Here is a 21,952-nt window from a genome sequence, read left to right as displayed (position 1 = left end):
ATAGTAAATTACTTTCTACGATTTGTTCGTAATGGCCACATGGACCTTTTTGATCAACTCCGCGCTTTTGTCGCTACCGCGCAGTCCGGCTCCTTCACCGGGGCGGCAGCACAGCTGGGCATGTCGAACCGATTGACCTCGAAATATGTGGCCGAACTCGAGCAGCGTCTCGGTGTGCGGCTCTTTCAGCGCACAACCCGCAAAGTTGGCCTGACCCCAGCCGGGTCCGATCTTCTGTCCCGAGCCCCCGCCCTGCTGGCCGATCTTAACGAATTGCTCGCCGATATCTCGGACTCCACGAAAGGGTTGTCTGGCGTTCTAAGGATTTCCGCTCCGATCACCTTCGGCGAGGTCTACATCGCGGGTATGCTGGCGCGGTTCTCCGAACTTCACCCCGGGATCATCATCGACCTCAGGCTGAGCGATGCCTTCAGCGATCTTGCCGCAGAGGGGATCGACCTGGCCTTTCGGATTGGACGCTTTGACATAGCCTCTCTCAAGGTCCGACGACTGGGCACGTTCCAGAGCCTGCCTGTCGCCAGTCCGGCCTATGTCGCACGGGCCGGCCTCCCTGAGACCCCAAACGATCTTTCAGAACACAGCTGCATCGTCGATACCAACCGCCGGAATCCCAAGCGTTGGGCCTTCGAACATAATGGCACTCAGGTCGCGGCTCAGATCGAGGGCCGATTTCACGTCAATTCAGCAAGTGCCGCGGTCGATCTGGCACGCCGCGGTCTTGGGATCGCCTATGTGCCAGGTTTCGCCTTGCGCGATGCGCTCGATAGCGGCGATTTGGTCAGGCTGTTTGAAAGCCATACCGGGGAACGCGGCGACGTCGCTGCCGTCTACCTTGAAGGGCGTACTCTGCCTCGAAAGGTGCGCGCGCTGATCGATTTTGCGCTTGCCGATTTTGGAAATGCCGGTGCGTAACAGCCGCCGTGGCCTGGGCAGGACTCCGGCATGGCAGACGCATCAATCCGGAGCGGCGGCAGGGCACGGTCATACACCCGTCCCGATGAAATCCGCCTTCATCCGGGCGCGTCAGACCGCGTTGATCCGGCAGGCGGGGCCCGACAGTGGCAAGGTCGATGGCTATCGCAAGCGCACCGACAGTCTGCGTGATCAAGGGAAACAGGTTTGCGAGAACCGCGTGGTCCGGCTGGCTTGCCCGGCAGGTCTTTCTGCCCAGATCGCCAAGAGCATGCCGGAGGAACGGAAAAACCAGCAGATCAGGATGATCGGCACGTGGAACAGGCCGAGGCTGGTCGGAAAGTGATGAACCAGCGCAACGCGCGGGGAGGTCTGTTCCGTGGCACTCGGCAGATTGTTGATGGCGATGATGCAAGTGATCGTCGAAAGCGGGATCACGATGCCGATCTTTTCGACCGGGTTATTGGTGAACATCACGCAGCGAGAATGCCACGTGATCCGGGAAGCGCGAAGGAAGACCGGGCGGGAGGTCTGGCCGACCCCGCCCTGTCCGAACTGCGTCAGGTCGGCCGTGCCTGGCCTTGTGTCATCCACAGGAGGCCGAACAGCATGAGAGCTGCACCCAGCGCCGCCGCGCCGGTTCGCACCGAGTTCCAGAAGGTCCAGCGCGGCAGGTAGGTCTGCTGCCAGTACTCTCGCGTCGCGCCCTGCGACAAGTCCATCCCGGCCAGCGCCTCGTTCAGCGGCACGTTGAAGGCGACCGTGACGCCGAAGCAACCGACAAGATAGACCAGCGCGGCGAGCAGGATCAGCGTCGCCGCCGGGCCATCGAGCCCGAACCAAGCATACCCGGCGAGGATGACAGATATGCCGGCCATGCCGAGGAACAGAGCCATGAACAACCAGCGAAAGACCTCGCGGTTGATGACCTGCATGGCCTCCACGCCGCCGACGCCACCGGTAAGGGCGAGCGAGCGCATGATGAAGTCTGAAAAGGCGAGGAAGACGCCCGCGACCAGCGCATAGGCGAGGATCGCGAATTGCATCAGGACGAAGACGACAGGGGTCATCGGGCAATTCCTTTCTTGGCAAAGGATGCGGCGGGACAGATGGCTGTCGCACCGCATCAAGGTGTCGGTCAGCGGGTAGCGAAACCGGTGATTGCGGGATCAGCACTTCGTCGAAACGCGAACAGGCAGAACCCGGCGATCGCGAGTTCCAGGACCAGAGCGCCCAGAATGCCGCCCGAGGGTACCCCGTCGACGACAAGGCCCAGAACACGGCCCGCCGGGAAGGCAAGAAAGACAGTCAGCGCGGCGGTCACGGCGGCTTGCCGCAGCGCCGGTCTCACGATGCCGGCCAGCATCACGGCTCCGAAGGCGGCGAGCGCGGCTCCGGGCGCGCGCAACTCGCTCAGCAGGCTGGGCTCTTGCCCCAGAACGATCCCGTAGCCTGCATAGAAGGCATGCGGTGCAACGAGGATGAAAGCGCCGATGCCCAGTGAAGTGATGCCAGAAACGCCGAGTGCGATTTTTTGAACAGGTGTCATTGGGTTTTCTCCGAATTGGGCTGACGACGAGGCTCAGGCCACGACCATCCACGCGTCCGCCTTGGCAGCGGAACGCGCGAACTCGGCGAAATCGCGGGGCGGACGGCCGAGGGCCTGCATGACGCCGTCGGCGGTGTGGGCGTTGCGGCCGTCGAGCGTCTCGCGGGCGATCGCGGTGAAGACATCGGCGACGAAATCGCCACCCGCGGCCGCGACATTCGCGTGGAAATCCTCGAAGCTGATCGGGATATGGCGGATCCTCTGCCCAGTGGCCTCGCTCAACACCCCGGCCATCTCGGCGAAAGTCATCAACCGGGGACCCGTAACTTCGTAGAGCCGCCCTTTGTGGCCCTCTTCCGTCAATGCCGCGACCGCCACATCGGCAATGTCCTCGATATCGATGATCGGCTCTGCGATATCGCCGCCCGGCATCGGCAGCACGCCGGCCAGAACCGGATCGCGCAGATAGCCTTCGGAGAAGTTCTGCGCGAACCAGGCGGCACGGACGATGGTGAAGTTCACGCCGGACTGTCGCACGACCTCTTCGCCGAGCCGGGCGTGGTGCTCGCCACGGCCCGAGAGCAGGACCAGATGCTCGACGCCGACATCTTTCGCTGTCTCGACCAGCGACTCAAGCTTTTCGACCGCGCCGGGGAACGCAAGATCGGGGAAGTAGGTGACATAGGCTGCCCGGGCACCAGTCAGCGCGGGCGCCCAGGTTTCGGGCGATTCCCAGTCGAAGGGAGTGCCGGAACTGCGAGAGCCGCGACGGACGGGAAGACCCTTGGCTTCCAGCTTTGCGGCGACGCGGGTCCCGGTCTTGCCGGTGGCACCGATGACGAGGATGGGTTGGTGTTGCATGGGGTTTCTCCCTGGTTCGAGTTGACGGACCAAGGGATAGTCAATCGCCGTCGACCCGTATTGACCGGGGTCGCCAACGTCTTGACCGACGCCGCCAGCGCCGGTCAGCGGCCCACGCGTTCCTTGCGGTAGCTCGCAGGTGTCATGCCGACCCAGCGTTTGAAGGCGCGGGTGAAGGAACTCTGTTCGGCGAACCCCGTCAGAAACGCGATCTCGGCCAGCGAGTGCCGATCGTCACGCAAGAGCCCTTCGGCCAGGTCGCGCCGGGTCTCTTCGGTCAGGGTCTGAAAGCTCATGCCGTGCTCGGAAAGCCGCCGGTGGAACGACCGTGCGCTGAGCCCGAGATCGCGCGCGATCTCCGCCATTTTCGGCGCGCCCGCGCTCAGCGCCTGCGCGATGGCATCCTTCGTCCGCGTAATCAGCGGGACCTCGTCGGCGATCTCGGAGAGTTCGCGCTCGAGATGACCCGCGAGATAGCGGGAAATGCCCACATCCCCGAGGATGTTCGGCTGCGCCAGCGTCTCGCGAGAAAAAAGGATGGCGTCGAGTTCCGCATCAAACCGGACTGGACTGCCGAACCAGTCCTCATGGGCGGTGACGGACTGCGGAGCGGCATGCTGGATCAGCACCTCGAGCGGCGCAACCGGCACCGGGCTGACCTGCCGGGCAATCGACACGGAACTCGCAAGCGTCGCCTCGTTCGACAACCGCATCCCCAGACGGCGCCCGCCCTCGCGATGCAGGATGAAGAGCGTGCCGCGCGGATCCGGGCGCAACTCGTACTCCACAACGCTGGTCCAGAGCCGCGCATACCGTTCGACCCGCGCATAAGAAGCGCCCAGCGTCGTTGCCGCCTTGAATGCGAGGCCGAGCGCACCGTATTCATCAAGCCGCATCGACGCGCCTACCCGCAGCGGCAGATCGGTGACATCGACCTCCGCCGCGATCCGTTCCAGCAGGCCATAATAAATGCCGTCCGGGATCATCGCTTTCGGGTCCCATGCGCCTTCAGGATCTATGCCCGCGCCACGCAGGAACGCCGCGCCGTCGATCGCGTCGCCAGCCGCGGCGACCACCTTGCGCGCGAAGAGAGAGGTTACATAGCCCATGGCGCCCATCCTAAGGTGGATTTGCGGAGGGGCAAAGCACCTAGGACTGGCAGAAAGCTTGGGGTCGTTATCCTGACCGGCAAACCCCGCGATCCTGTCCGACCAGACCGGGATGAGCGGCGACAGCAGGAGCGCGGCCCAGCCGGCCATCGACATCCCCCCAACAGCGAGAAGATCAGGTCATGGTTCATGGCATGCCCTGTCGGTACCGGTGCGGGCACAATCCAGCAAGACGTGAGCTGTGCCGTCCGAGATCCGCTCCTTCGAGCGCCGCCCCGGACCGACCTCAACCCGGCTCTGCGTGAGCAGGTTGGAGAAGCGGCCGAAGCGAACGACGTCCACCGCTTCGTCAAGGTCGCACACCAGCCGGACCCTTCCGGGCCGGAGCGCCTGGGGCACAAGCACCATTGCGTCGAAAGACTGTGACAGGCAGCACCCGGTCACCCGCCCGCCGCCCCCGGTCTTTCCGCGGTCAGTGCAGCACCTCGGCATACAAGGTGTTCCAGTCTCGCGTGATCGTTGACAAGTCGCGTGTCATGCCCGCACCTCCCGGCCCGTGCTGAAAAGACCCCAGCGCAGGGACTGCGCCCGTGCGATCTGCGCCAGTACGAGTCCCGTCAGCCCGACGAGCAGGACCTCCGCTACCGGTGCCGCGAACCAGATGCCCGGCTCTCCCAACGCGCCCGCCAGCGCAAATGTAAGCGGCACGGCGAAAAGATAGGGTTTGGAAAGCCCCAGTATCGCCGCGCGACCCGCGTCGCCGATAGCCTGGAAATGCATGGCGATCATCATCAGCGGCCCCGCGGCAAAGAACCCGGCCGAAATCACCGGCAAGATGCGCGCGACCTCCGCCACGACTCGCGGATCCGAAACGAAGGCCGATCCGATCGGAGTGGCAAAAGCTGTCATGCCGATCTGTAGCGACAGGCAATAACCGAAAGCCGCGAGGACCGCTGTCCTAAGGCTCGTGTCGCTGCGACGTAAGGCGCCCGCCCCATAATTGTTGCCCGTAATCGTCTGCATCGCATGGGCAAGGCCAAGGAGCGGCAGGAAGGCAAAGGTGATCAGCCGCGTGACGATCCCGTAGGCCGAAACACTCGCATCGTAATCCGGGGCCTCCACCCATTGCAGCGCGGCGATGATCGCCCCCGATCCCAAGGCGAACCCGAGGAAATTGAGGCTTTGCGGCGCGCCGAGCGCGAGAATGTCCCGCCATCCCGACAGCGGCGAATGGTGCCAGAGCGCAGAGGGTCGCAACCCGGTGTCGCCAAAGACCCGGAATGTTAAGATAATGGTCAGCGCCAGGGCCTGTGCCATCGCGGTGCCATAGGCAGAGCCCGCCACGCCCATGTCGAACAGGCCGATCAGCACGTAGTTGAAGCCCATGTTTGCAAGCGACACGAGCAGGCTCATCGCGGCCATGAACATCACCAGCCCTTCATTGCGAAGGGCATCGGAATTGACTGAAAGCACAAAGATCAAGGGCGCGGCGAAGACACTGATGCGCAGGTAGATCAGCCCCATCTCGGCCAGCTCCTCTGACCCGCCGGCGGCCAAGACCGCGACCGGCTTGCCAAAAGTCAGGAAGAGCGCGATCAGGATCAGACCGATAAAGACAGCGAGCCCGTGCGCCGCCGAGAACGTGGCGCGCGCCGCGTCAACGCGCCAGGCGCCGAACTGCCGGGCAAGGATGCTCGACATGCCCGAGGAGACCAGCGTGGCCAGCGCGACGATCAGCATGTAGAGCGGAAACATCAGCGTGACCGCGGCCAGCGCCTCCGGTCCCGCGAAATGCCCGAGGAAGAGGGCATCGACGACGGCGAGCGCGCCGTTCACGCCCATGACAAAGATGATGGGAAGCGCCGTGCGTGCGTAGATCAGGCCAAGCGGCCCTTCGAGAAATGAGTTGGTCTGGGACGACATGACCCCGTTTTCCTTCCGGCTCAGGTCGCGCAAGGATTGGACGGGGCCCGCATTACCATCCGCGCGACAGGTGCCGAGGATGACGAAGATCGTGTCTGCTACAGAACTTCACCGTGACAAATGTCGGCGGGCGGCAGGCGTCTGTTGCCTGAGAGCCGTGTAGATTGGCCGTCGCACTCTTGTCAAGCGGAACGGTTTCCACGCCCCAAGCGCGCACCCTGACCACGGTTGACCACCCGCAGTGCAGTCCGGTGGAACGCCAGCGCACCCCTGGCGTCGGCCGCTTGCCTCCTGTCTCGGCCTCTGTTTTGCAAGACGCGCCAAGATCGTTTCGAGCAAGCCAAGGAACACAGGCACCTGTTCAAGAGGTGCCGCGGCCCGCAGATGCCCTCTGGCATCCGCGCGACCTCTGGACACGCCTGACGCGGTTCCGGCGCCCCGATTCCGCGCGCTATCCGCGCACCGGCGCCCATTTGGTCGAACGGACACCCATCGCATAGCGCAGCAGCGCCCAGAAGATCGCCGCGTGCCCCATCACGAACAGCACCGCCACCGACGCGCCCGGAAGCCGCCGGCCCCAGCGGGTCGTCACCGCGGCCAGCGCAACGGCACAAAGCGCGACCTGCGCGCCGAACATCGCCACATAGAACGCGCCCTGATCCAATAGGGCGACATTGGCCAGCAGCAGCAGTGGCAGAAGCCCCGCCACCAGACGGCGCAGCACCTTGTGGCAGAAGAGTTGCACCGCATAGAGCCCGGTCCGGCCCGGGTTCATCAGCCCCGCATAATGCATCAATCCACGCCAGCCGCGCTCGGTCGAGCGCACCCGCCGCCCGAATTCTCCGCGCAGGTTCGAGGTCACCGCCTCGCGCGCCACCGCACCCGGCGCATAGGCCAGCCGGTATCCGCGCGCCACCACGCCCAGCGAGATCGCCAGATCGTCGGCCATGTCCGCCGGCACCACCCCGACCAGCCCCCGCCGCACCGCGTAAAGCGTCCCCTGCGCCGAGACCGTGCCCGCGATCCGGTCTTCGGCCTGTTTGAGCGCATTGTCATAGCGCCAGTAAAGCCGTTCGGCCCGCGCCAACAGCCCGTCGCGACCCTTGATCCCCAGTTGTCCGATACTGCCCCCGACCCCGGGGTCGGCAAAGGGTGCCAACAGGCGGATCAAGGCGTCCGGGTCCAGCAGGCTGTTGGCATCCGAGAAGATCACGATCTCGTCCTCGGGGATCATCGCCAGCCCGTGATTGAGCGCTGCCGCCTTGCCGCCATGCTGCGACAACCCGATCACCTGGATATCAGCGTCACCCTCGGCCGCCGCTGCGGCCTCGGTCAGGGTGGCATCCTCGGACCCGTCCGAAACCACCAGTACCCGCACCCGGTGACCGTCCCGGCGCTGCGCCCTGAGCGAGCGGATCTTGGCGCCGATATCGCGCGCCTCGTTGCGCGCGGCGATCAGTACCGTGGCCGACAGCGTCACCGGTGGATGCGCCGGACGGTCGCGCACCAGCCGCGCCAGAGCGATCCAGAGCAGGCCATAACCAACCAGCGAGTACAGGATCAGCCCCAGGCAGGTCCAGAACAGCACCGTCATGCCGCCTGCCCCGCATCCACCCGCCAGCCACCCGCCAGCTGTGCCGCGCGCGCGCAGAGCGCGGCGAGGATCCAGGTGTATTTGATGTCCTCGTTGGGCATGAACAGGCTGGCGAACATGAACACCGCCATCGCGACGCCCAGTGCCTGGGCCAGCACCTGTGTCTCGGTCACCGGTTGCAGCCCGGCCTTCAGCGCCGCCCAGGCCGCGCTCAGCAGCGCGCCCAGGAACAGCACGATGCCCACGATACCGGTTTCCACCGCCACCTCGAGATAGGCGTTGTGAAGCTGGCGCGCCTCGGCCTCGCGCCCAGGATACCAGCGGAAGGCGTCGCTGGCATAATTGACCGGATAGGCCCCCGGCCCCAGCCCGGTCACCGGATGTTCGGCCCACAGCGCCAGTCCGATCTGGTTGTAGCTGAGCCGCCGCAGCAGCGACCGGTCCGATGTATCGCCCTCGCCCAGGAAATCGCCCAGCACACCGAACCGCTCGACCAGCGTGTCGGGCGCGTTCAGCACCGCGACCACCAGTGCCGCCAGCGCCCCCAGCGCCACCACCGGGAACAGCCGGTGATGCCGCATGCGAAAGCCGATCAGCCCGATCCCCATGGCCACGGCAATCGCCCCCGATCGCGCGCCCATCATCGGCAGCGCCACCAGGCAGAGCAGCGAAATCAAGACCCACAACCGCCGCCCGCGCCGGTCATAGAGCGCCATCACCAGCGCCAGCATCAGGCTGACCGCCATCAGATGTGACGAGGTGGTGGGGTTATAGGCCGAGGCCCCGGCGGACCGCACCGCCCCCAGCCAGGCGGCCACATCAGCCTCGTCAGCATAGGGCAAAAGCCGCAGTCCGAACACGGTCTCGAGGATGACAAAGACCGCCGAAATCGCGCCGCTGGCCGCAATCACCAGCACCATACGCCGCAGATGCAGATGCGAGGTGACCGTCAGGCCAAGGATCGGCACCAGCAGCAGGGTCTGCAGGAACCCCTTGGTATGGTCATAGGAATAGGCCTGCCAATCCGAGGCCAGATACGAGACACACAGCCAGATGGCGAACAGCAGGGTGAACATCGCCGTGGGCGACAGCCGCAACCGCCCCTGCATCAGCGGATGGCGCCGCACCGTCAGCAAGAGCGACAGCAGAACCAGCGCGGTGACCGCCTTGAACAGCGAGATTGGCAGTCTCTGATCGACCAGCAGCGCGATCCCGTCGAGCTGGGCCAGCGCCACAAGCAGGTAGGCGCCCAGCACGGTGTTGCCCAGCACGGCAAACCCGCCCAGCGCCGCGGCCAGCAGGCCCGCGGCCATGGCCGGGCCGGACAGCGCGGCCGCGGCGGCCATCACTGCTCCGCCAAAACCCAGCGCCAGCTGCCGGGGCGCCGGGATCATCCCACGCGCCCCCGGATATCGACATAGGCCACCGCCACCGGCAGAGACCGCGACAGGTTGCGCAACTGGTCGAGATAGTCGCGCAGCTCGGCCGCCGACAGCTCGTCCCGGCCCAGCGTGATCAGCACCGCCGCACTGGGCGGCATGTTGCCCGGTCGCACCGCCCGGCGCAGCAGCCCGGTATGAACCTGGTCGCTATAGGGATAGCTCTGCATCACCCGGCGGCCCACCGCCTCGGCGCGGCGCGGATCCGACACGTCGAGGACCGCCACCATGTCGTCGGTATCCAGCGCATCCCAGTCCAGATAGGGCCGTGACAGCTCGGATGCGGTGGCGCCCTTTTCCTCGGCCGCCGGTGCGCCCGTCAGCTCGGCCGCGCCCAGCGCCGCCGGAGACAGCACCCGCAGCCCGGACACGCCAGACAGATCGGTCTGGGTGCGCAGACGGGTCGCCATGTAGTCGCGGCTGAGCACGAGCATCATCGCCAGCAGGAAGCCCGACATCGCCCCCATCACGGTCCGGTTCACCACCTTGGGCTCCTCCGGCAGCACCGGCGGCGTTGCCAGATCGACGATGCGCAGGGTCTCGATGCTTTCGGCCTCGCTGATGCGGACCTCCAACAGGCGCGCGTCGATATCGTTCAGCTGCCCCCGGGTGCGCTCGATTTCCGAGTTCAGCCCCTCGAACCGAGTCTCAAGCTTGGCCAGCGCCGCGATCCGCTGTTCCAGCCGGGCGACGATCTTGTCGCTTTCGACCACCGCGGCGGCCAGTTCCACCTCGCGCAGGCGCGACAGGTTCAGCTCTTCCTTGGTGGTCTGAGTCAGCCCGTCATGCCGGTTGAGCGGCCGGTCGGGCAAAAAGGCGCGCAACTGCGCCTGAATGGCCAGCAGGCTGCGGCGGTCGGCATCGCGTTGGGCGGATTCGGCAAACAGGCGGGCCAGCAATTCGCGCCGCTCGGTCTCGATCTCGACCACGCCCGAGGCAGTACGCAGCGCGTTGCGCTCGTCGATCAGGTCGGACAGGCGGCGCTCGGTCGCCAATTTCTGCGTCTCGAGGAAGCTTGCCAACTCGCCGGTGGTGGCGGCCACCTGTTCGCGGCTGCGGGCGCGATAAACGCGGGCCAGCACATTGGCCAGTTCGGCAGCGATCTTCGGATCCTCCCAGGCCACCGAGATTTCCATCACGAACGAGCTTTCGACCATCTTCAACTCGATCGCGTCCTGGATCTCGGTCACCAGATCCTTTTCGCCCGCCGCTGCCCCGGCGCTGCCGGAATTGAGCCAGCGCAGACCGGCCTCGACCTGTTGCTTGGCCTCCTTGGCAAAGGCGAGCAGCGCCGGGATCTGCTGTTCTTCGGGCGCGGCCGCCGCGGCGCCGAACACCTCAAGCCGGGCGCGTTCGGCGATCTCGCGGCTCTTGAGATATTCGATATGGCTGCGGGTGATCACATTGGCGCTGTCCAGCGAGGACGAGCGTACATAGACCTGCGAATAGCGCAGTTCGGCGTCGGTGGGCTGGGCGGTCACCTTGGCCGAGGCCCGGTAGACCGGCGAGAAATTCAGCTTGTAGACCGCATAGGCACAGGACAGCGCCGCGCAGGCCAGCATCAGCAGCAGGATCAGCCGACGGCTCTGCCGCATCAACTCGGCCACATGGCGGATGGCGGCGCCCGCCTCGTTCTGACGCGGTGCCTCGCCACCCCCCTCGCGCGGGCCGGACGGGTCGGCGGGCCGGTTGCGGGTGGGGCTGGGCAGGTCGTGGATCAACTCTAGTCGCGACATGGCGAGGGGCTCTCCTGCAATGGGGCCGTCGCCTCGGCGCCAAGCGGCGCCGCGAACGAGGGTCCGGAACGAGTGGTTGGCGGCGGCACGAGGCCGCTCCATACCCAGCGGGGAAATTCGGGACGACGCCCGGAGACGCCGGTACGCAGACGATCAAGCAGCCAGAGCGGCACCAGCGCCGACAGCGCCTCGGCCACCGCGATAGCGGCATGGTCGGCACGGGTCAGCCCGCCCGCCGCACCGGGCGCGGCAAAGCTGCTGTTGGGCGCGTATTCCGGCGCAAGGCCTGGCGCGGGCGGCAAGCCCAGCGCATCGACCATCGCCGCCACCGATGCGGCGCCACCCGCGACGAAGCCGCGATAGTCGAGCACGCTCACCCGCTCGGGGAACTGGCGTGCGAACCGGCGCAGAACCCGCCGGTGATAGGTATTGGACAGCGCCCCGCGCAGCACCGCCGGTAGCCGGGCCAGCCCCGTGCGCGGCACCCGGCCATAGGCCCAGAGCCGCGAGCGCACCAGACCGGCGCTGTCGCGATGGATCGCAACAAAGAGCGCGTCGGGATAGGCCGCGGCGATCCGGGCCGCCTCGTGCACGTGATGGGGCGATTTCTCGACCCAGGCCAACGCGCCCTGCTGGCGGGCATGGGCGGTCATCGCCTGGCGAAAGAACACCTCCGGATCGCCAACGCGCTCCAACCGGTGCCTGTCCTCGTCCGTCAGGTCCAGCAGGCGGCCATAATCGCTGTCCAGAAATGCCGCCACAGCCTGCGCGCGGGCGCTGGCATCGGTCCAGTCCCAGGCACGGGCGAAATGAGAAAAGAACACGCTCTCGTGAATGCCCCTATGGCGCGGATCGGTCACCCCGGCCACATCCGGATGCGCCGCCAGCAGGTTGCCGATCAGCGTGGTGCCCGAACGTTGCAGGCCCAAAACAAAGATGGGGCGCGGCGCGGTCATGGCGTCACCGTGCGGGCGCCCTGCGGCGCCTGCCCCTTGCCGGCAGCGGCGAACAGTTCCAGCTGGCGCCGGGCATTGACCCGCAGGTCGAACTCGCGCTCGACCAGCGCCCGCCCCTGCCAGGCCAGTTTGCTGGCCGCCTCGGGCGCGTCATGCACGGCGCAAAGCGCCGCCGTCAGACCCGCCACATCGCCCGGCTCGGTCAGCCAGCCGGTCTCGCCGGGCCGGATCAGTTCGGGAATGCCCGAGACATTGGTCGAGATGGCGGGACGGGCATAGGCCAGCGCCTCGATCATCACATTGGGAATGCCCTCGGTCCGGCCATTGGGCCCGATGATCGAGGGCGCGACACATACCGATGCGGCGCGGTAGAACCCGTCGATCTCGCCGAATGGCCGCTGGCCGAGAAAATGCACCCGGTCATCCAGGCCCAGCCCGGCGCTCAGCGCCTCGAGCTTGGCGCGATCCGGCCCGTCGCCCACGATGTCGAGCTGCCAATCCGGCCGGTCGAAACCGGCCAGCGCCTTGAGCAGCACGTCGACGCCCTTGCGCTGTTGCAGCGAGCCGACATAGAGGATGCGAAACCCGTATTCGGGAGGCGGCGAGGCGCTGGGGGTGATCGCCGAGACATCGACGCTGGAATGGATGACGGCCACATCCTGCTGACGGATGCCCGGCACATGCTCGGCCAGGAAGCGGCTGGCATAGGTGCTGACCGCCCGCACCAGCGCGGCATCAGCGAATTTTTGTTCCAGCAGTCGCTGGCTGCGGAAGATGTCATGCGCCCGGCAGCTGATCGAATAGGGCACGCCAGACACGCGATGGGCGATCCAGGCGGCGGTGGCGGGATGACCGGCAAACTCGGCATGGATGTGATCGGCGCCCCAGTCGCGCAGCTCTCGCCCCAGCCGCAGCGCCGCGGGCAGCAAGGCCAACGACTTGGCGGCGAATTTCGCCTCGCGCCCCTGATGCAGCGCGATGCTGCCCGCCAGCTGTGCCGCAGCCAGCGGATGCGACGCCAGCGCCGCAAGCGAGCGTGGCGCGAACAGCGGTACATGCCGCGCGCGGCGTCCCGCCTCGGCCCCGAAATCGTGCAAGATCTGATCGGTGCGCCAGGGCGCCAGGTGATACAAGCGCAGGTCCACCCCGGCCTCGAGAAATGTCATCAGGTCGCGCAGGATGAAGGTTTCGGTTGTCTTGGGAAATTCGGTAACGATAACGGCCAGTTTCATGACATCCCCTCCTGCAAGGCGCCCGATCCGGCGCCACGGCCCCGGACACGCGTCCGGGCCAGCAGCCGCACGGCGCGGCGCAGCGCGCCCACTGCGCCCAACACGACAACCCATCCCACGTAACCCTGAAAACAGCGGATCTGCGCCCGCACCGCCAGATCGTCGATCCAGCCGCAGCGGAAGCCCGCGTAATCTTCGCCGATATGAACCCGCGACAAGGTCGCCGCCGGGTCCGATGCGGCGTTGCGCGCCTGCCCCGCCGTGGTCGCAATGAACCCCGCCTCGCGCGCCAAAGCCCGAGCGCGGTCGCTGGTCTGGTTCTGCGGCCAGCAGAACAGCACCGGCGCGCGGCCCATCTCGCGGGCGATCACCGCCCTGCTGGTGGCCAGCACCGCCCGCACCCGCGCATCATAGGCGGCTTCGTTTTCCTGACCGGTATCCGGCGACCAGCCCCGCGCGGCAAGCGCCGGCGCGCTGACCGGAACGGCGCTGCCCAGTGGCACCGGGCGGCTGCGGCGCAGATACCAGTCGTGCTTGTCCCCCGGCATTCGCGCCCATTGCATCCACGACAGACGCCCCGCATTCTCGGGCGTCAGATGGTCGACCGTCTCGGGTCCCGTTGCGATGCGGCCATGATCGGTGCCATGCGCCTCGATGCGAAACGTGCCTTCGGCCTCGAGCGCGCGCAGCTCGTCCCAGCTGAGGTAACCGTCCCAGCGCAACGGGCCTTCCTGCCCCTGCATCGGGCGCAAGGGCTGCGGCGGTGCGATAAAATCTGTGGACACGAACAGCGTTGCACAGGCGCCATGGCGGCGCAGGATCGACGTGGCGGCGACCCAATTGTCCAGATAGCCATCGTCGAAATGCAGCGCCATCCAGTTACCCGGCACCGGCCGCCCTGCCAGCCGCGCCCGCACCAGGGTCTCGCTGTCGACGATCTGCATCCCCATGCGGCGGAACAGGCGCAGCTGCCGGTCGAGCGAGGCCGGCCGGATCGAAATCTCGGAGCGCCACGGCAACCAGCCCGCGTTTTCGCTGACACTATGATAGGTAAGCACCGGAACCCCCGGCTCCAGCCGCCAGAAGCGCGCCGCCGCAAGGAAACCTGCGCCCCCCGCCAGCAGCCCGAGCAGCCCGGCCGCCGGGACCCCGGCCAGCGCCACCAACCCGCCGCCCGCGAGACCGCAGAGCAGCGTCACCGCCAGCATCCGTAGCAACAGGCGCCGGCGCGTGGCACGGCGGGCGGTCGTATGCGGGGTCAGGGACCGGGCATCGGACATCACCGCACCTCAGGTCGACAGAACGGTCTCGTCGAGCAGATAACGCTCGATCCGATACCGCTGATAGGGGGTACTAGCCGCATAAGAGGCATGGCACAGGAAACCCGACTTGCCGACGCCCAGCGGAAAGACCGACTTCACCTCGGCCTTGATCTCGATCCGCAGGTGCCGCCCCGAGGCCAGCTTGCGGTCGACGGTCAGAGCATAGCTTCTGCGGCGCGGCGGCAGAGGGCTGACGAATTGCACGATCTGGTCCGAGATGCCGACCACGCCGGCTGTCACGACCTCGCCCTCCATTTCGAATTGCGCCACCGTATTGCGCGGCCGGTGAAAACCCGAGCGCAGGAAATTGAACTGCATCGCCGGACTGCCCAGGTTCAGCGCCATATCCAGAACGCCGCGCCCGGCCCGGCGTATCACGGTCAGTCCCACATGCAGGACAAATCCCAGCGTCGCCCAGTAATTCATCGGCGCCCGGCAGCAGAGCGAGTTGAACCGCCCGCGCAACCGCTTGCCCGCCGAATGCGGCAGCAGCGCCTGCGACATGCCCACAAGGCCCGGCTTGACGTTGAAACGCAGGCCGAACCCGGCTGCTTCGCGCATGTAGAGATCAAGGAGGTCGGGCCTGACCGGACGCGGTCCGAAAAAGACCATGTCGCCTTTGACGATGTTGATCAGCTGCGGCAGCTCGTCCAGGCGGGATTTGCGCAGGTAAGAACCGATATTGGTTTCCAGCAAGGTACGACGCGGCAGGGTCGTTTGGCTGGTCTGGGCAGCGGCGGCGGACAACAGAGTTCTGAATTTCAAAATCTTGAATGGCTTGCGATCCTTGCCTAATCGCACCCCGGAGTAGAACACCGGTCGCCCGGACGACACCAGAACCAGGACCGAAAGAACCAGCATCGCGGGCGCAACCGCGAACAACGCCAGTCCCGCAAGCACTTGGTTCAACGCCGCGTCGAAGCGCGGGTAACGCGGCACATAACCCGACCTGACATTCGCCGGAGACATCAGCCCGCGCAGCGGGGCCGCATCCGCCGGCGACTTCTCTCCCTGCCCAGGCAGCGGGACCACTGTGCCCTCGCGCAGGGATTGCCCAGTCGATGCCTCGCGCAACACCTTTGCCGGCATTGGAGCGATGGCATCGAACAGCCGCGCCCCCCCGTCGACACCGGCAAGATCTGGGTCGATCTCATAGATGTCTATCTTCATCTGCCAAACCCCTCATACCCGTCTCGCTTGCCCGAAAATGGGCTCCCCCTTCGAAACGGTCACAATGTCGCCACCTTATCGACACATTAACCTTGAACATAACAGGCGGTTGGAAACAGTCTGTTTCCGAGACAGTTCAGCTCGATGGCCCTTATTGTTTTGCCTTAATATGAGAATGTTAGCCGCCTCAGACCGCGACTGTCACCCGAATACAATTCCGGGGCGACACGATTATGGATAATTCCCGTGCGATGCTTCCCCAGCTTGCCATTCTGCTGCCCCATTTGCGGCCCGGTGGCATCGAAACATCGACCGTCGCGCTGATCCGGCAACTACAGGGACACCGATTCCGAATCCGCCTGATCCTGGGCAGCCGCACCGGTGCGCTACTGGATCAGATCCCCGACACGGTCGAGACGATCGACCTGGGCGGGCGGCGTGCCATGGCCTCGCTCTGGGCGCTGCGCGCGGCGCTGGCAGGAACGGACGCGGTCTATTCCGGCACCAATGCGCGCAACATCTCGGCCCTGCTGGCGGCACGGCTGCTTCCGGCCCGCCGCCGCCCGGCGGTGATCATCAGCGAACACAGCTCTCCCGAAGCCTATATGGCGATGGCCCGCCATCCCGGCCCGCGCCGCTGGCTGATGCGGCGGCTCTATCCGCTGGCCGATCTGCTGGTGGCCCCGACCGAGGGGCTGGGCGCCGATTGGCTGGCGGCGCTGGGGCTGGACCGGCCCGCGGTGGCAACCCTGCCCAACCCGGTCCTGTCACCCGAGGCGCTGGCGCTGTCCACGCAAGTGGTACAAGGCGACGGCCCGCCCCGTGATCCGGCGCAAGTGCTGGCGGTCGGTCGCTTGCATCCGGCCAAGGGGCATGCCGACCTGATCCGCGCCTTTGCCCACGCCCTGCGGACCCGGCCCGAGTTGCGGCTGACCATCCTCGGCGAGGGCGAGGCCCGGCCCGAGCTGGAGGCGCTGGTCACGGCGATGGACTTGCAGGACCGGGTCACCCTGCCCGGCTACAGCCCGGACGTGGCGCGGCATATGGCGCGCGCCGGATTATTCGTGCTGCCCTCGCATCGCGAGGGGTTCGGCAATGTGGTGGTCGAGGCACTGGCCCAGGGTACGCCGGTGCTGGCCACAGATTGTGACGGGCCAAGGCGGCTGCTCGGCCAGGCCGGGGCGGCTGGCCGGATCGTTCCCATCGGCGATACCGACGCCATGGCATTGGGCATTACCGAGATGGCGGGCCAAGACGAGGCCCTGAGCGCGGCGCTGGCCGCCGCGCCTGCGCAGGCCGGGTTGTATGCACATGCTGCTGCTGCGCGTATCTTTGCCGACCGGATCGCCCCCCTTGCAGTGCGACCTCCGGAATGACAGCCTTAGGCCACCAGAGCCGAGGCCCCGATGCACCCGTTGTTGAGATCGCTTGTTCCACTGCTGATCGCCGCCACCACGGCGCACGCGGCCCCACTGGCGGAGCATCACGCGAGCGCGCCGGAACTGATGGCCCGGCCCGACCTGCGCCTGCAACAGCAGAACGGCACCCTTACCCCCGCCCCCGACCCCGTCGGCACCCGCCAAGTGGTCCGCGCGCAGGCCGGCGCGAAACAGGCGGGCAAGGTGGGCAAGGCGGCGCTGATCCTGCCCTTTGACCCGCTTGGCCCCGGTGCCCGTATCCGGGTCACGGCCGAGCTGTTCCTGCCGACCGGCAACCCGGCGAACTCGATCCACCTGTTCGATCTGGAATGCAAGTTCTGCGGCCAGTCCGGCAATCCCGGGCTGCGGCTCTACCTGCGCCATGGCCGCCTGCGGGTGGACCGCAAGAAGATCGGCGGCGGCCATGCCTGGACCGACGACAGCGCGCCGACGCTGACTACGGGCCTCTGGCACCAGGTCACCTGGGACCTGAGCCTGGGAACCGATGCGGAGCCCGGCACATCGCAGGTCTATCTCGACGGGCAAAAGGTTCTCGACAACCGGGGTCGCACCCTGCCTGATGTGCCCTCCGAGCGCGCCGCCATCGACCGCTTGCAGATCGGCATTACCGCCAATTCCAACCCCGAGACCGTCATCCTCTATCTGGGCGCCGTCACCTTGGAGCGCTGGCCCTGAGCGCGCAGGCGCTCGACCCCGTCGAGCGCCCGGGCCAGCAGCGGGCGCAGGACGAACCGGTGCATCCGGGGCAGGACCACATGGCGCTGTGGAAACCCGTCCTTGAACCGCTCGCGCCCCTCGGCCCCGGCATCGCTGCGGGGCACGCGCGGGTCGTCGCGCCCGGCCAGGTCCAGCCAGCGCGGCCCGTCCGCCTCGGCGTTCCCCGCCCAGCGCCGGATCGCGTACCAATAGACAAGATATGAGCGCGGCAGGCGCGCATCGGGATCGGCCCAGCCGTTGGACATGTTCAGCAGGCGCGGCCCGTCGCGCAGCAGGGAAAAGGCCCCGACCGGGGCGCCCTCGGCCTCGACCAACATCAGCGCGCCGCCATGGAGGGCGATCCAGTCGCGCTGTGCCTCGAGCCCCGGCAGTCCGCGCGTGGTTAGATCGCGGGCGCGGGCGAAGGCCTCGGTCCAGTCACGGACCCGCGCCATCTCGGCCCCGTCCGCGACCGGGCGCAGGGTCAAGCCCAGCTTGTCGAGCTTGCGCAGGTTGCGCCTTGCATGGGCACTGCAGGCGGCAAAGACCTCCTCGGGCGCGGGCGAAAGGTCGATCAGGCCGGTGCAACTGTGCAGCCGTTGCCGTGCCGGCGGGGCCACCTGCCCGCCCAGCCGCGCCAGCAGGCGTTCGACGATCTCGGCCTCGGCATCCTCCCATCGCGGGTTCATGGCGACGGTGATCAGGCCCGCATTGCGCAGGGCAGGCAGAAGCGCCGCCAGCACCGGCTCCAGGTCGGCGGGGGCGGCCACCACCGGACCCCGCCGGAACACCCCCAGCGACAAACCGCCCGGCAACCGGCTGAGCCGCAGTACACCATAGGCGGCCAACCCGCCCGCGTCGCGCGTGACCAGCACATGCCGATAGCTGTGCCGCCCGCCCTCGTCCTGCATGAGGCCCGGCCAGTCGGGATCCTGCAGATAGCTGTAGCCGGGGCTGGCATCGCAAAAGGTCCTGACCGCTGCGTGCTGTCCGGGCGTCAGATCGCGGCTCAGCACGACCTTCACGACACCACCCCGCGCCGGCCCTTCTGCCAGCCGCTGGCCTTGCGCCGCAACCGCCGGACCCCGCGCGCGGCAAAGAAGGCCGCCAGCGTCGGATCGCCGCGCCGGTGGATCAAGAGCCGTTCCAGCGGGCGCTCGTCGGTCGAGACCTCGCGTACCAATCCGTTGCAGCGGGTAAAGTCAAAGCGTGCCGCGCCCCCCTCGAACGCGTCACGGACACTTTGCATGACCGAGTTTCGACCCACTGCAAGATCGGCATATTCCTCGTTGAAATCGTTGGCCATTCCGTAATGCACATTGTCATGCACTATCACGAAGCGCCCCGAGATCGCCACATCGCCCACCTGACGAGCGGCAAGATAGCAGGCCTCGGGCCCCAGCCGGTCAAAGAGCTTTTCGAGAAACGCAACGCCCTCGGGCGCGGCCCCGTAACCGGTGCCGGTCAGCCCCTTCCACGAGGCGCGCGAGGCCGCCAGATAGGCGTCGAGTGCCGCGCGCCCGTCCCGGTCCGAGCGCAGGTCACGCACCTTCATCTCGGCCAGCTTGCGTTCGCTGCGCCGGAACACCTGCCGGGTCTTGGACTTGAGCCCGGCCAGATAGGTCTCGAAATCGCCATTGGCCGTCACGCTGCAGGCACTCATGGTGACCTTGCGCCGCACCGCCAGCCCGGCCAGCCGGGCCGCGCGTTCCAGCATCTCGGCATCCGGGGTCTCCAGCGGCTCCAGCCGCCAGAAGCTGAGCCAGTCAGGCCGCAGCAGCGCCGCCAGCGCCGCGTCTGCATCGGGCAGATCGGGATGCAGCAGCCATTGCGCCATGCCCGCCCGTCCCTCACCCATGGCGGCCACCGCGCGGGCCTGCCCGGTGCGGAACATCGGCAAGGCGCCCACCAGCTTCCCCTTGTGGCGCAACAGCGAGACCACCAGCGGGCGGCCCCGGCCATATGTCTCGGCCCAGCTGAGAAGAAAGGCGTGGCTGGCAAAGACGCCGCCACCGCTGGCTTTGGCCAGCGCGTGCCACTCACCTTCGATCGCGGCGAACCCGGCCGGATCGGTAATGCGTTCATACGCGTACATCCGTCCCCCTCGACGGTTTCCGCCCAAACCCACAGCACAATGTGCCGGACGGAACGAATGATTCATGTTGCATGCAAGGCTGGAAAGCATTCAACCTTAATCTCGATGATTTGCACCGAAACACTTTGTTTCCCGGCGGACGCGACCGCCACTCGTCTGTCCGGGCGCGGCCCGGCCCCCGGCAGAAAGGCCTGACCCCTATCATGTCCGCCGCGCGCCTGCTGGCCAATATCGTGCTGATGACCGGACTGAAGCTGGTGGGGCTCCTGCTCAGCGTTCTGCTGATCGTGCTGCAAACCGCCGCCTTTGGCACCACCCCGGCAGCAGATGCCTATTTCACCGTACGCCGTTTCGTACTGTCGGCCATCGCCATGGCCTTTGAGGCGACCAACCAGCTGGCGGTGCCTGAATTCGTGCGCGAGGTGCAGAGCGGCGGTCATGCCGGCATGCGACGGGCGCTCTTGCGTTTCGGCATCCCCATCGTGGGGTTGCTCAGCCTGATCGCGCTGGCGCTGTGGGTCTTTGCCGAACCCGTGGTGCGGCTGCTGGCGCCGGGCTTCGATGACGACCGGCTGGCGCAGGCGGCCGAGCTGTTGGGCGTGGTCGCGCTCTGCCTGCCGCTGACCGGGATCGCCGCGCTTGCGGGCGCGTTCAACTTTGCCCGCCGCCGGTTTGGCCTGACCACGCTGGCGCGGCTGCTGCCACGCGTGACCTTGTTGCCGGTGCTGTTTGTGATGGGCGCGGCGGTGACGCCGCTGTCGCTGTCATGGGCGTTGGTCATCGGGGTCGCGCTGATGGCGCTGATGATCGTGGTTCAGGGCCTGCGCGATCTGCGCCGGATGGACCGTGGCGGTCTTTCGATGCCGCGCCGGTCGACCACGCCGCGCCGGGCTGCCGCCGTCACCATCAACGCCGCCGCACAGATGGCGATGGGCTGGGCCGACGCGGCGCTTGCCTCGCTGACGGGCCTTGGGGGAGTCACCATCATGTTTGTCGCCCAGCGCCTGCTGAGCGCGGCCCCCGGCGCCGTCAATTCGGCCGTGAACTCGGCCTATTACACCGAGTATTCCCATGCCGCCGGGGCCGAGGCCGGCGCCCGCCCCACCATCGCCGCCGCTGTACGGATCAGCCTGTTCCTGACCCTGCCACTGGTGGCTTTCGTGATGATCGCGGCAACACCTCTCATTACCTTTCTGCTGGAACGCGGCGCCTTTACCGCCGAGGACACCGCCGCCACCGCCGATCTGGTGCGTTTCCTGGCGCCACTCTTGCTGGTGAACGCGGTGCTGGCCGCCTTTCTGCCGGCGACACTGGCCGATGACGGGCTGCCGCTGGTGCGGGTGTTCCTGTGGTTCTCGGCGGTGGCTCTGCTGATCCGCTTTGCCGCCGGCCTGCCGCTGGGCGCGCTGTTCGGCCTCAAGGGGGTGGCAATCTCGATCCTGCTGGCCTCGACCGGGTCGGCGCTGGTGCTGGCACGCGCGCTCCATCGCCGCCACGGCGCGTTGGGCACCTGGCACGACCTGCGCGAGATCGCCCTGATGATCGGCGCCGCGGTGGTTGCGGCGGCGGTCTCGACGCTGGTCTGGCGGCAGCTGGACCTGGGCGACCTGGCCCTGCTGTGCGCCCATGCATTGACTGTCGGACTGCTGTTCCTGGCTGGATGCGCCCTGTTGCGCCTGCCTGAAATGCAGGCCCTGCTGGCGCTTTTGCGTCGTAGACGGCGCTAGGGGTACCGGTTTCGGAAACAGACAGTTTCCAACGTGGTCGATTACCGTGGCCACAAGGCAAGTTATTGATTAGGATAATCGTATCCGGTTACCTCGGGGGTTTCGAAGGCACCGGTCGCAAGAAGCGTGATCCAAAGGTGGGGGCCTTGCCGATTTCGCTGGACAACCATG

The 21,952-nt window shown here is 66.9% G+C and carries 20 protein-coding genes; 4 read left to right on the top strand and 16 right to left on the bottom strand.

All coding sequences use genetic code 11. The features are described from left to right. The first annotated feature begins 39 nt into the window (after nucleotides 1-39). Complete coding sequence (locus AC2FNA_RS21620) at nucleotides 40-933, top strand: LysR family transcriptional regulator (protein ID WP_496830152.1); 894 nt, start codon at nucleotides 40-42, stop codon at nucleotides 931-933. Between the two features lie 192 nt (nucleotides 934-1,125). On the opposite strand, the gene AC2FNA_RS21615 is transcribed toward AC2FNA_RS21620, so the two are convergent. The 14 genes from AC2FNA_RS21615 to AC2FNA_RS21550 all read right to left on the bottom strand — a co-directional run bounded on the left by AC2FNA_RS21615 (nucleotide 1,126) and on the right by AC2FNA_RS21550 (nucleotide 15,824). Continuing rightward, nucleotides 1,126-1,527 carry a hypothetical protein gene (locus AC2FNA_RS21615; protein WP_496830130.1) on the bottom strand — a complete coding sequence of 134 codons (402 nt, stop codon included), beginning with the start codon at nucleotides 1,525-1,527 and terminating at the stop codon, nucleotides 1,126-1,128. Then, entirely contained in the window at nucleotides 1,494-2,003 is a 510-nt protein-coding gene (locus AC2FNA_RS21610; protein WP_496830128.1) for an anthrone oxygenase family protein, read from the bottom strand. Before AC2FNA_RS21610 ends, AC2FNA_RS21615 begins: the two co-directional genes overlap by 34 nt. A gap of 68 nt (nucleotides 2,004-2,071) precedes the next feature. Further along, a complete protein-coding gene (locus AC2FNA_RS21605) occupies nucleotides 2,072-2,482 on the bottom strand; it encodes a DUF4345 domain-containing protein (RefSeq protein ID WP_496830126.1) in 411 nt (136 codons plus the stop codon). Between the two features lie 33 nt (nucleotides 2,483-2,515). Then, on the bottom strand, nucleotides 2,516-3,343 hold the full coding sequence (locus tag AC2FNA_RS21600) for an NAD(P)H-binding protein (protein WP_496830124.1): 828 nt from the start codon (nucleotides 3,341-3,343) through the stop codon (nucleotides 2,516-2,518). A 104-nt stretch (nucleotides 3,344-3,447) separates the two neighbouring features. Beyond that, nucleotides 3,448-4,602, bottom strand: a complete 1,155-nt coding sequence (locus AC2FNA_RS21595) for an AraC family transcriptional regulator (protein WP_496830122.1) — start codon at nucleotides 4,600-4,602, stop codon at nucleotides 3,448-3,450. 30 nt (nucleotides 4,603-4,632) lie between these two features. Then, complete coding sequence (locus AC2FNA_RS21590) at nucleotides 4,633-4,944, bottom strand: glyoxalase superfamily protein (protein WP_496830120.1); 312 nt, start codon at nucleotides 4,942-4,944, stop codon at nucleotides 4,633-4,635. Between the two features lie 42 nt (nucleotides 4,945-4,986). Continuing rightward, on the bottom strand, nucleotides 4,987-6,375 hold the full coding sequence (locus AC2FNA_RS21585; RefSeq protein ID WP_496830118.1) for an MATE family efflux transporter: 1,389 nt from the start codon (nucleotides 6,373-6,375) through the stop codon (nucleotides 4,987-4,989). A gap of 451 nt (nucleotides 6,376-6,826) precedes the next feature. Continuing rightward, the gene (locus AC2FNA_RS21580; protein ID WP_496830116.1) at nucleotides 6,827-7,969 is read right to left on the bottom strand and encodes a glycosyltransferase; all 1,143 of its coding nucleotides are present in this window, start codon (nucleotides 7,967-7,969) and stop codon (nucleotides 6,827-6,829) included. Continuing rightward, entirely contained in the window at nucleotides 7,966-9,363 is a 1,398-nt protein-coding gene (locus AC2FNA_RS21575) for an O-antigen ligase family protein (RefSeq protein WP_496830114.1), read from the bottom strand. Before AC2FNA_RS21575 ends, AC2FNA_RS21580 begins: the two co-directional genes overlap by 4 nt. Further along, nucleotides 9,360-11,144, bottom strand: a complete 1,785-nt coding sequence (locus AC2FNA_RS21570; protein ID WP_496830112.1) for a GumC domain-containing protein — start codon at nucleotides 11,142-11,144, stop codon at nucleotides 9,360-9,362. The genes AC2FNA_RS21575 and AC2FNA_RS21570 overlap by 4 nt, the downstream gene beginning before the upstream one ends. Continuing rightward, nucleotides 11,132-12,100 (bottom strand): sulfotransferase family protein, encoded by a 969-nt coding sequence (locus tag AC2FNA_RS21565; protein ID WP_496830110.1) that lies wholly within the window; start codon nucleotides 12,098-12,100, stop codon nucleotides 11,132-11,134. Before AC2FNA_RS21565 ends, AC2FNA_RS21570 begins: the two co-directional genes overlap by 13 nt. After that, a complete protein-coding gene (locus tag AC2FNA_RS21560; RefSeq protein WP_496830108.1) occupies nucleotides 12,097-13,332 on the bottom strand; it encodes a glycosyltransferase family 4 protein in 1,236 nt (411 codons plus the stop codon). Before AC2FNA_RS21560 ends, AC2FNA_RS21565 begins: the two co-directional genes overlap by 4 nt. Next, nucleotides 13,329-14,612 (bottom strand): polysaccharide deacetylase family protein, encoded by a 1,284-nt coding sequence (locus AC2FNA_RS21555; RefSeq protein WP_496830107.1) that lies wholly within the window; start codon nucleotides 14,610-14,612, stop codon nucleotides 13,329-13,331. The genes AC2FNA_RS21560 and AC2FNA_RS21555 overlap by 4 nt, the downstream gene beginning before the upstream one ends. Nucleotides 14,613-14,621: 9 nt before the next feature. Beyond that, the gene (locus tag AC2FNA_RS21550) at nucleotides 14,622-15,824 is read right to left on the bottom strand and encodes a sugar transferase (protein ID WP_496830105.1); all 1,203 of its coding nucleotides are present in this window, start codon (nucleotides 15,822-15,824) and stop codon (nucleotides 14,622-14,624) included. 233 nt (nucleotides 15,825-16,057) lie between these two features. On the opposite strand from AC2FNA_RS21550, the gene AC2FNA_RS21545 reads away from it, so the two are divergent. Together AC2FNA_RS21545 and AC2FNA_RS21540 are read left to right on the top strand one after the other, a co-directional pair. Then, entirely contained in the window at nucleotides 16,058-17,200 is a 1,143-nt protein-coding gene (locus AC2FNA_RS21545; RefSeq protein WP_496830103.1) for a glycosyltransferase, read from the top strand. A 42-nt stretch (nucleotides 17,201-17,242) separates the two neighbouring features. Then, nucleotides 17,243-17,938 (top strand): hypothetical protein, encoded by a 696-nt coding sequence (locus AC2FNA_RS21540; protein ID WP_496830101.1) that lies wholly within the window; start codon nucleotides 17,243-17,245, stop codon nucleotides 17,936-17,938. On the opposite strand, the gene AC2FNA_RS21535 is transcribed toward AC2FNA_RS21540, so the two are convergent. Both AC2FNA_RS21535 and AC2FNA_RS21530 read right to left on the bottom strand, forming a co-directional pair. Then, entirely contained in the window at nucleotides 17,902-18,984 is a 1,083-nt protein-coding gene (locus AC2FNA_RS21535; protein WP_496830099.1) for a GNAT family N-acetyltransferase, read from the bottom strand. The two genes, AC2FNA_RS21540 and AC2FNA_RS21535, sit on opposite strands and share 37 nt — an antisense overlap. Further along, nucleotides 18,981-20,054 carry a GNAT family N-acetyltransferase gene (locus AC2FNA_RS21530; protein WP_496830097.1) on the bottom strand — a complete coding sequence of 358 codons (1,074 nt, stop codon included), beginning with the start codon at nucleotides 20,052-20,054 and terminating at the stop codon, nucleotides 18,981-18,983. Before AC2FNA_RS21530 ends, AC2FNA_RS21535 begins: the two co-directional genes overlap by 4 nt. Nucleotides 20,055-20,257: 203 nt before the next feature. Between AC2FNA_RS21530 and murJ the strand changes: the two genes are divergently transcribed. Beyond that, nucleotides 20,258-21,781, top strand: coding sequence for a murein biosynthesis integral membrane protein MurJ (gene murJ, locus AC2FNA_RS21525; protein ID WP_496830095.1), 1,524 nt, complete (start codon nucleotides 20,258-20,260; stop codon nucleotides 21,779-21,781). Nucleotides 21,782-21,952 lie beyond the last annotated feature (171 nt).

It is taken from the genome of Ruegeria sp. YKSD163 (assembly GCF_059612905.1).
Note: the sequence above shows the minus strand (reverse complement) of the source record. Positions and strands in the feature narration are given on the sequence as shown.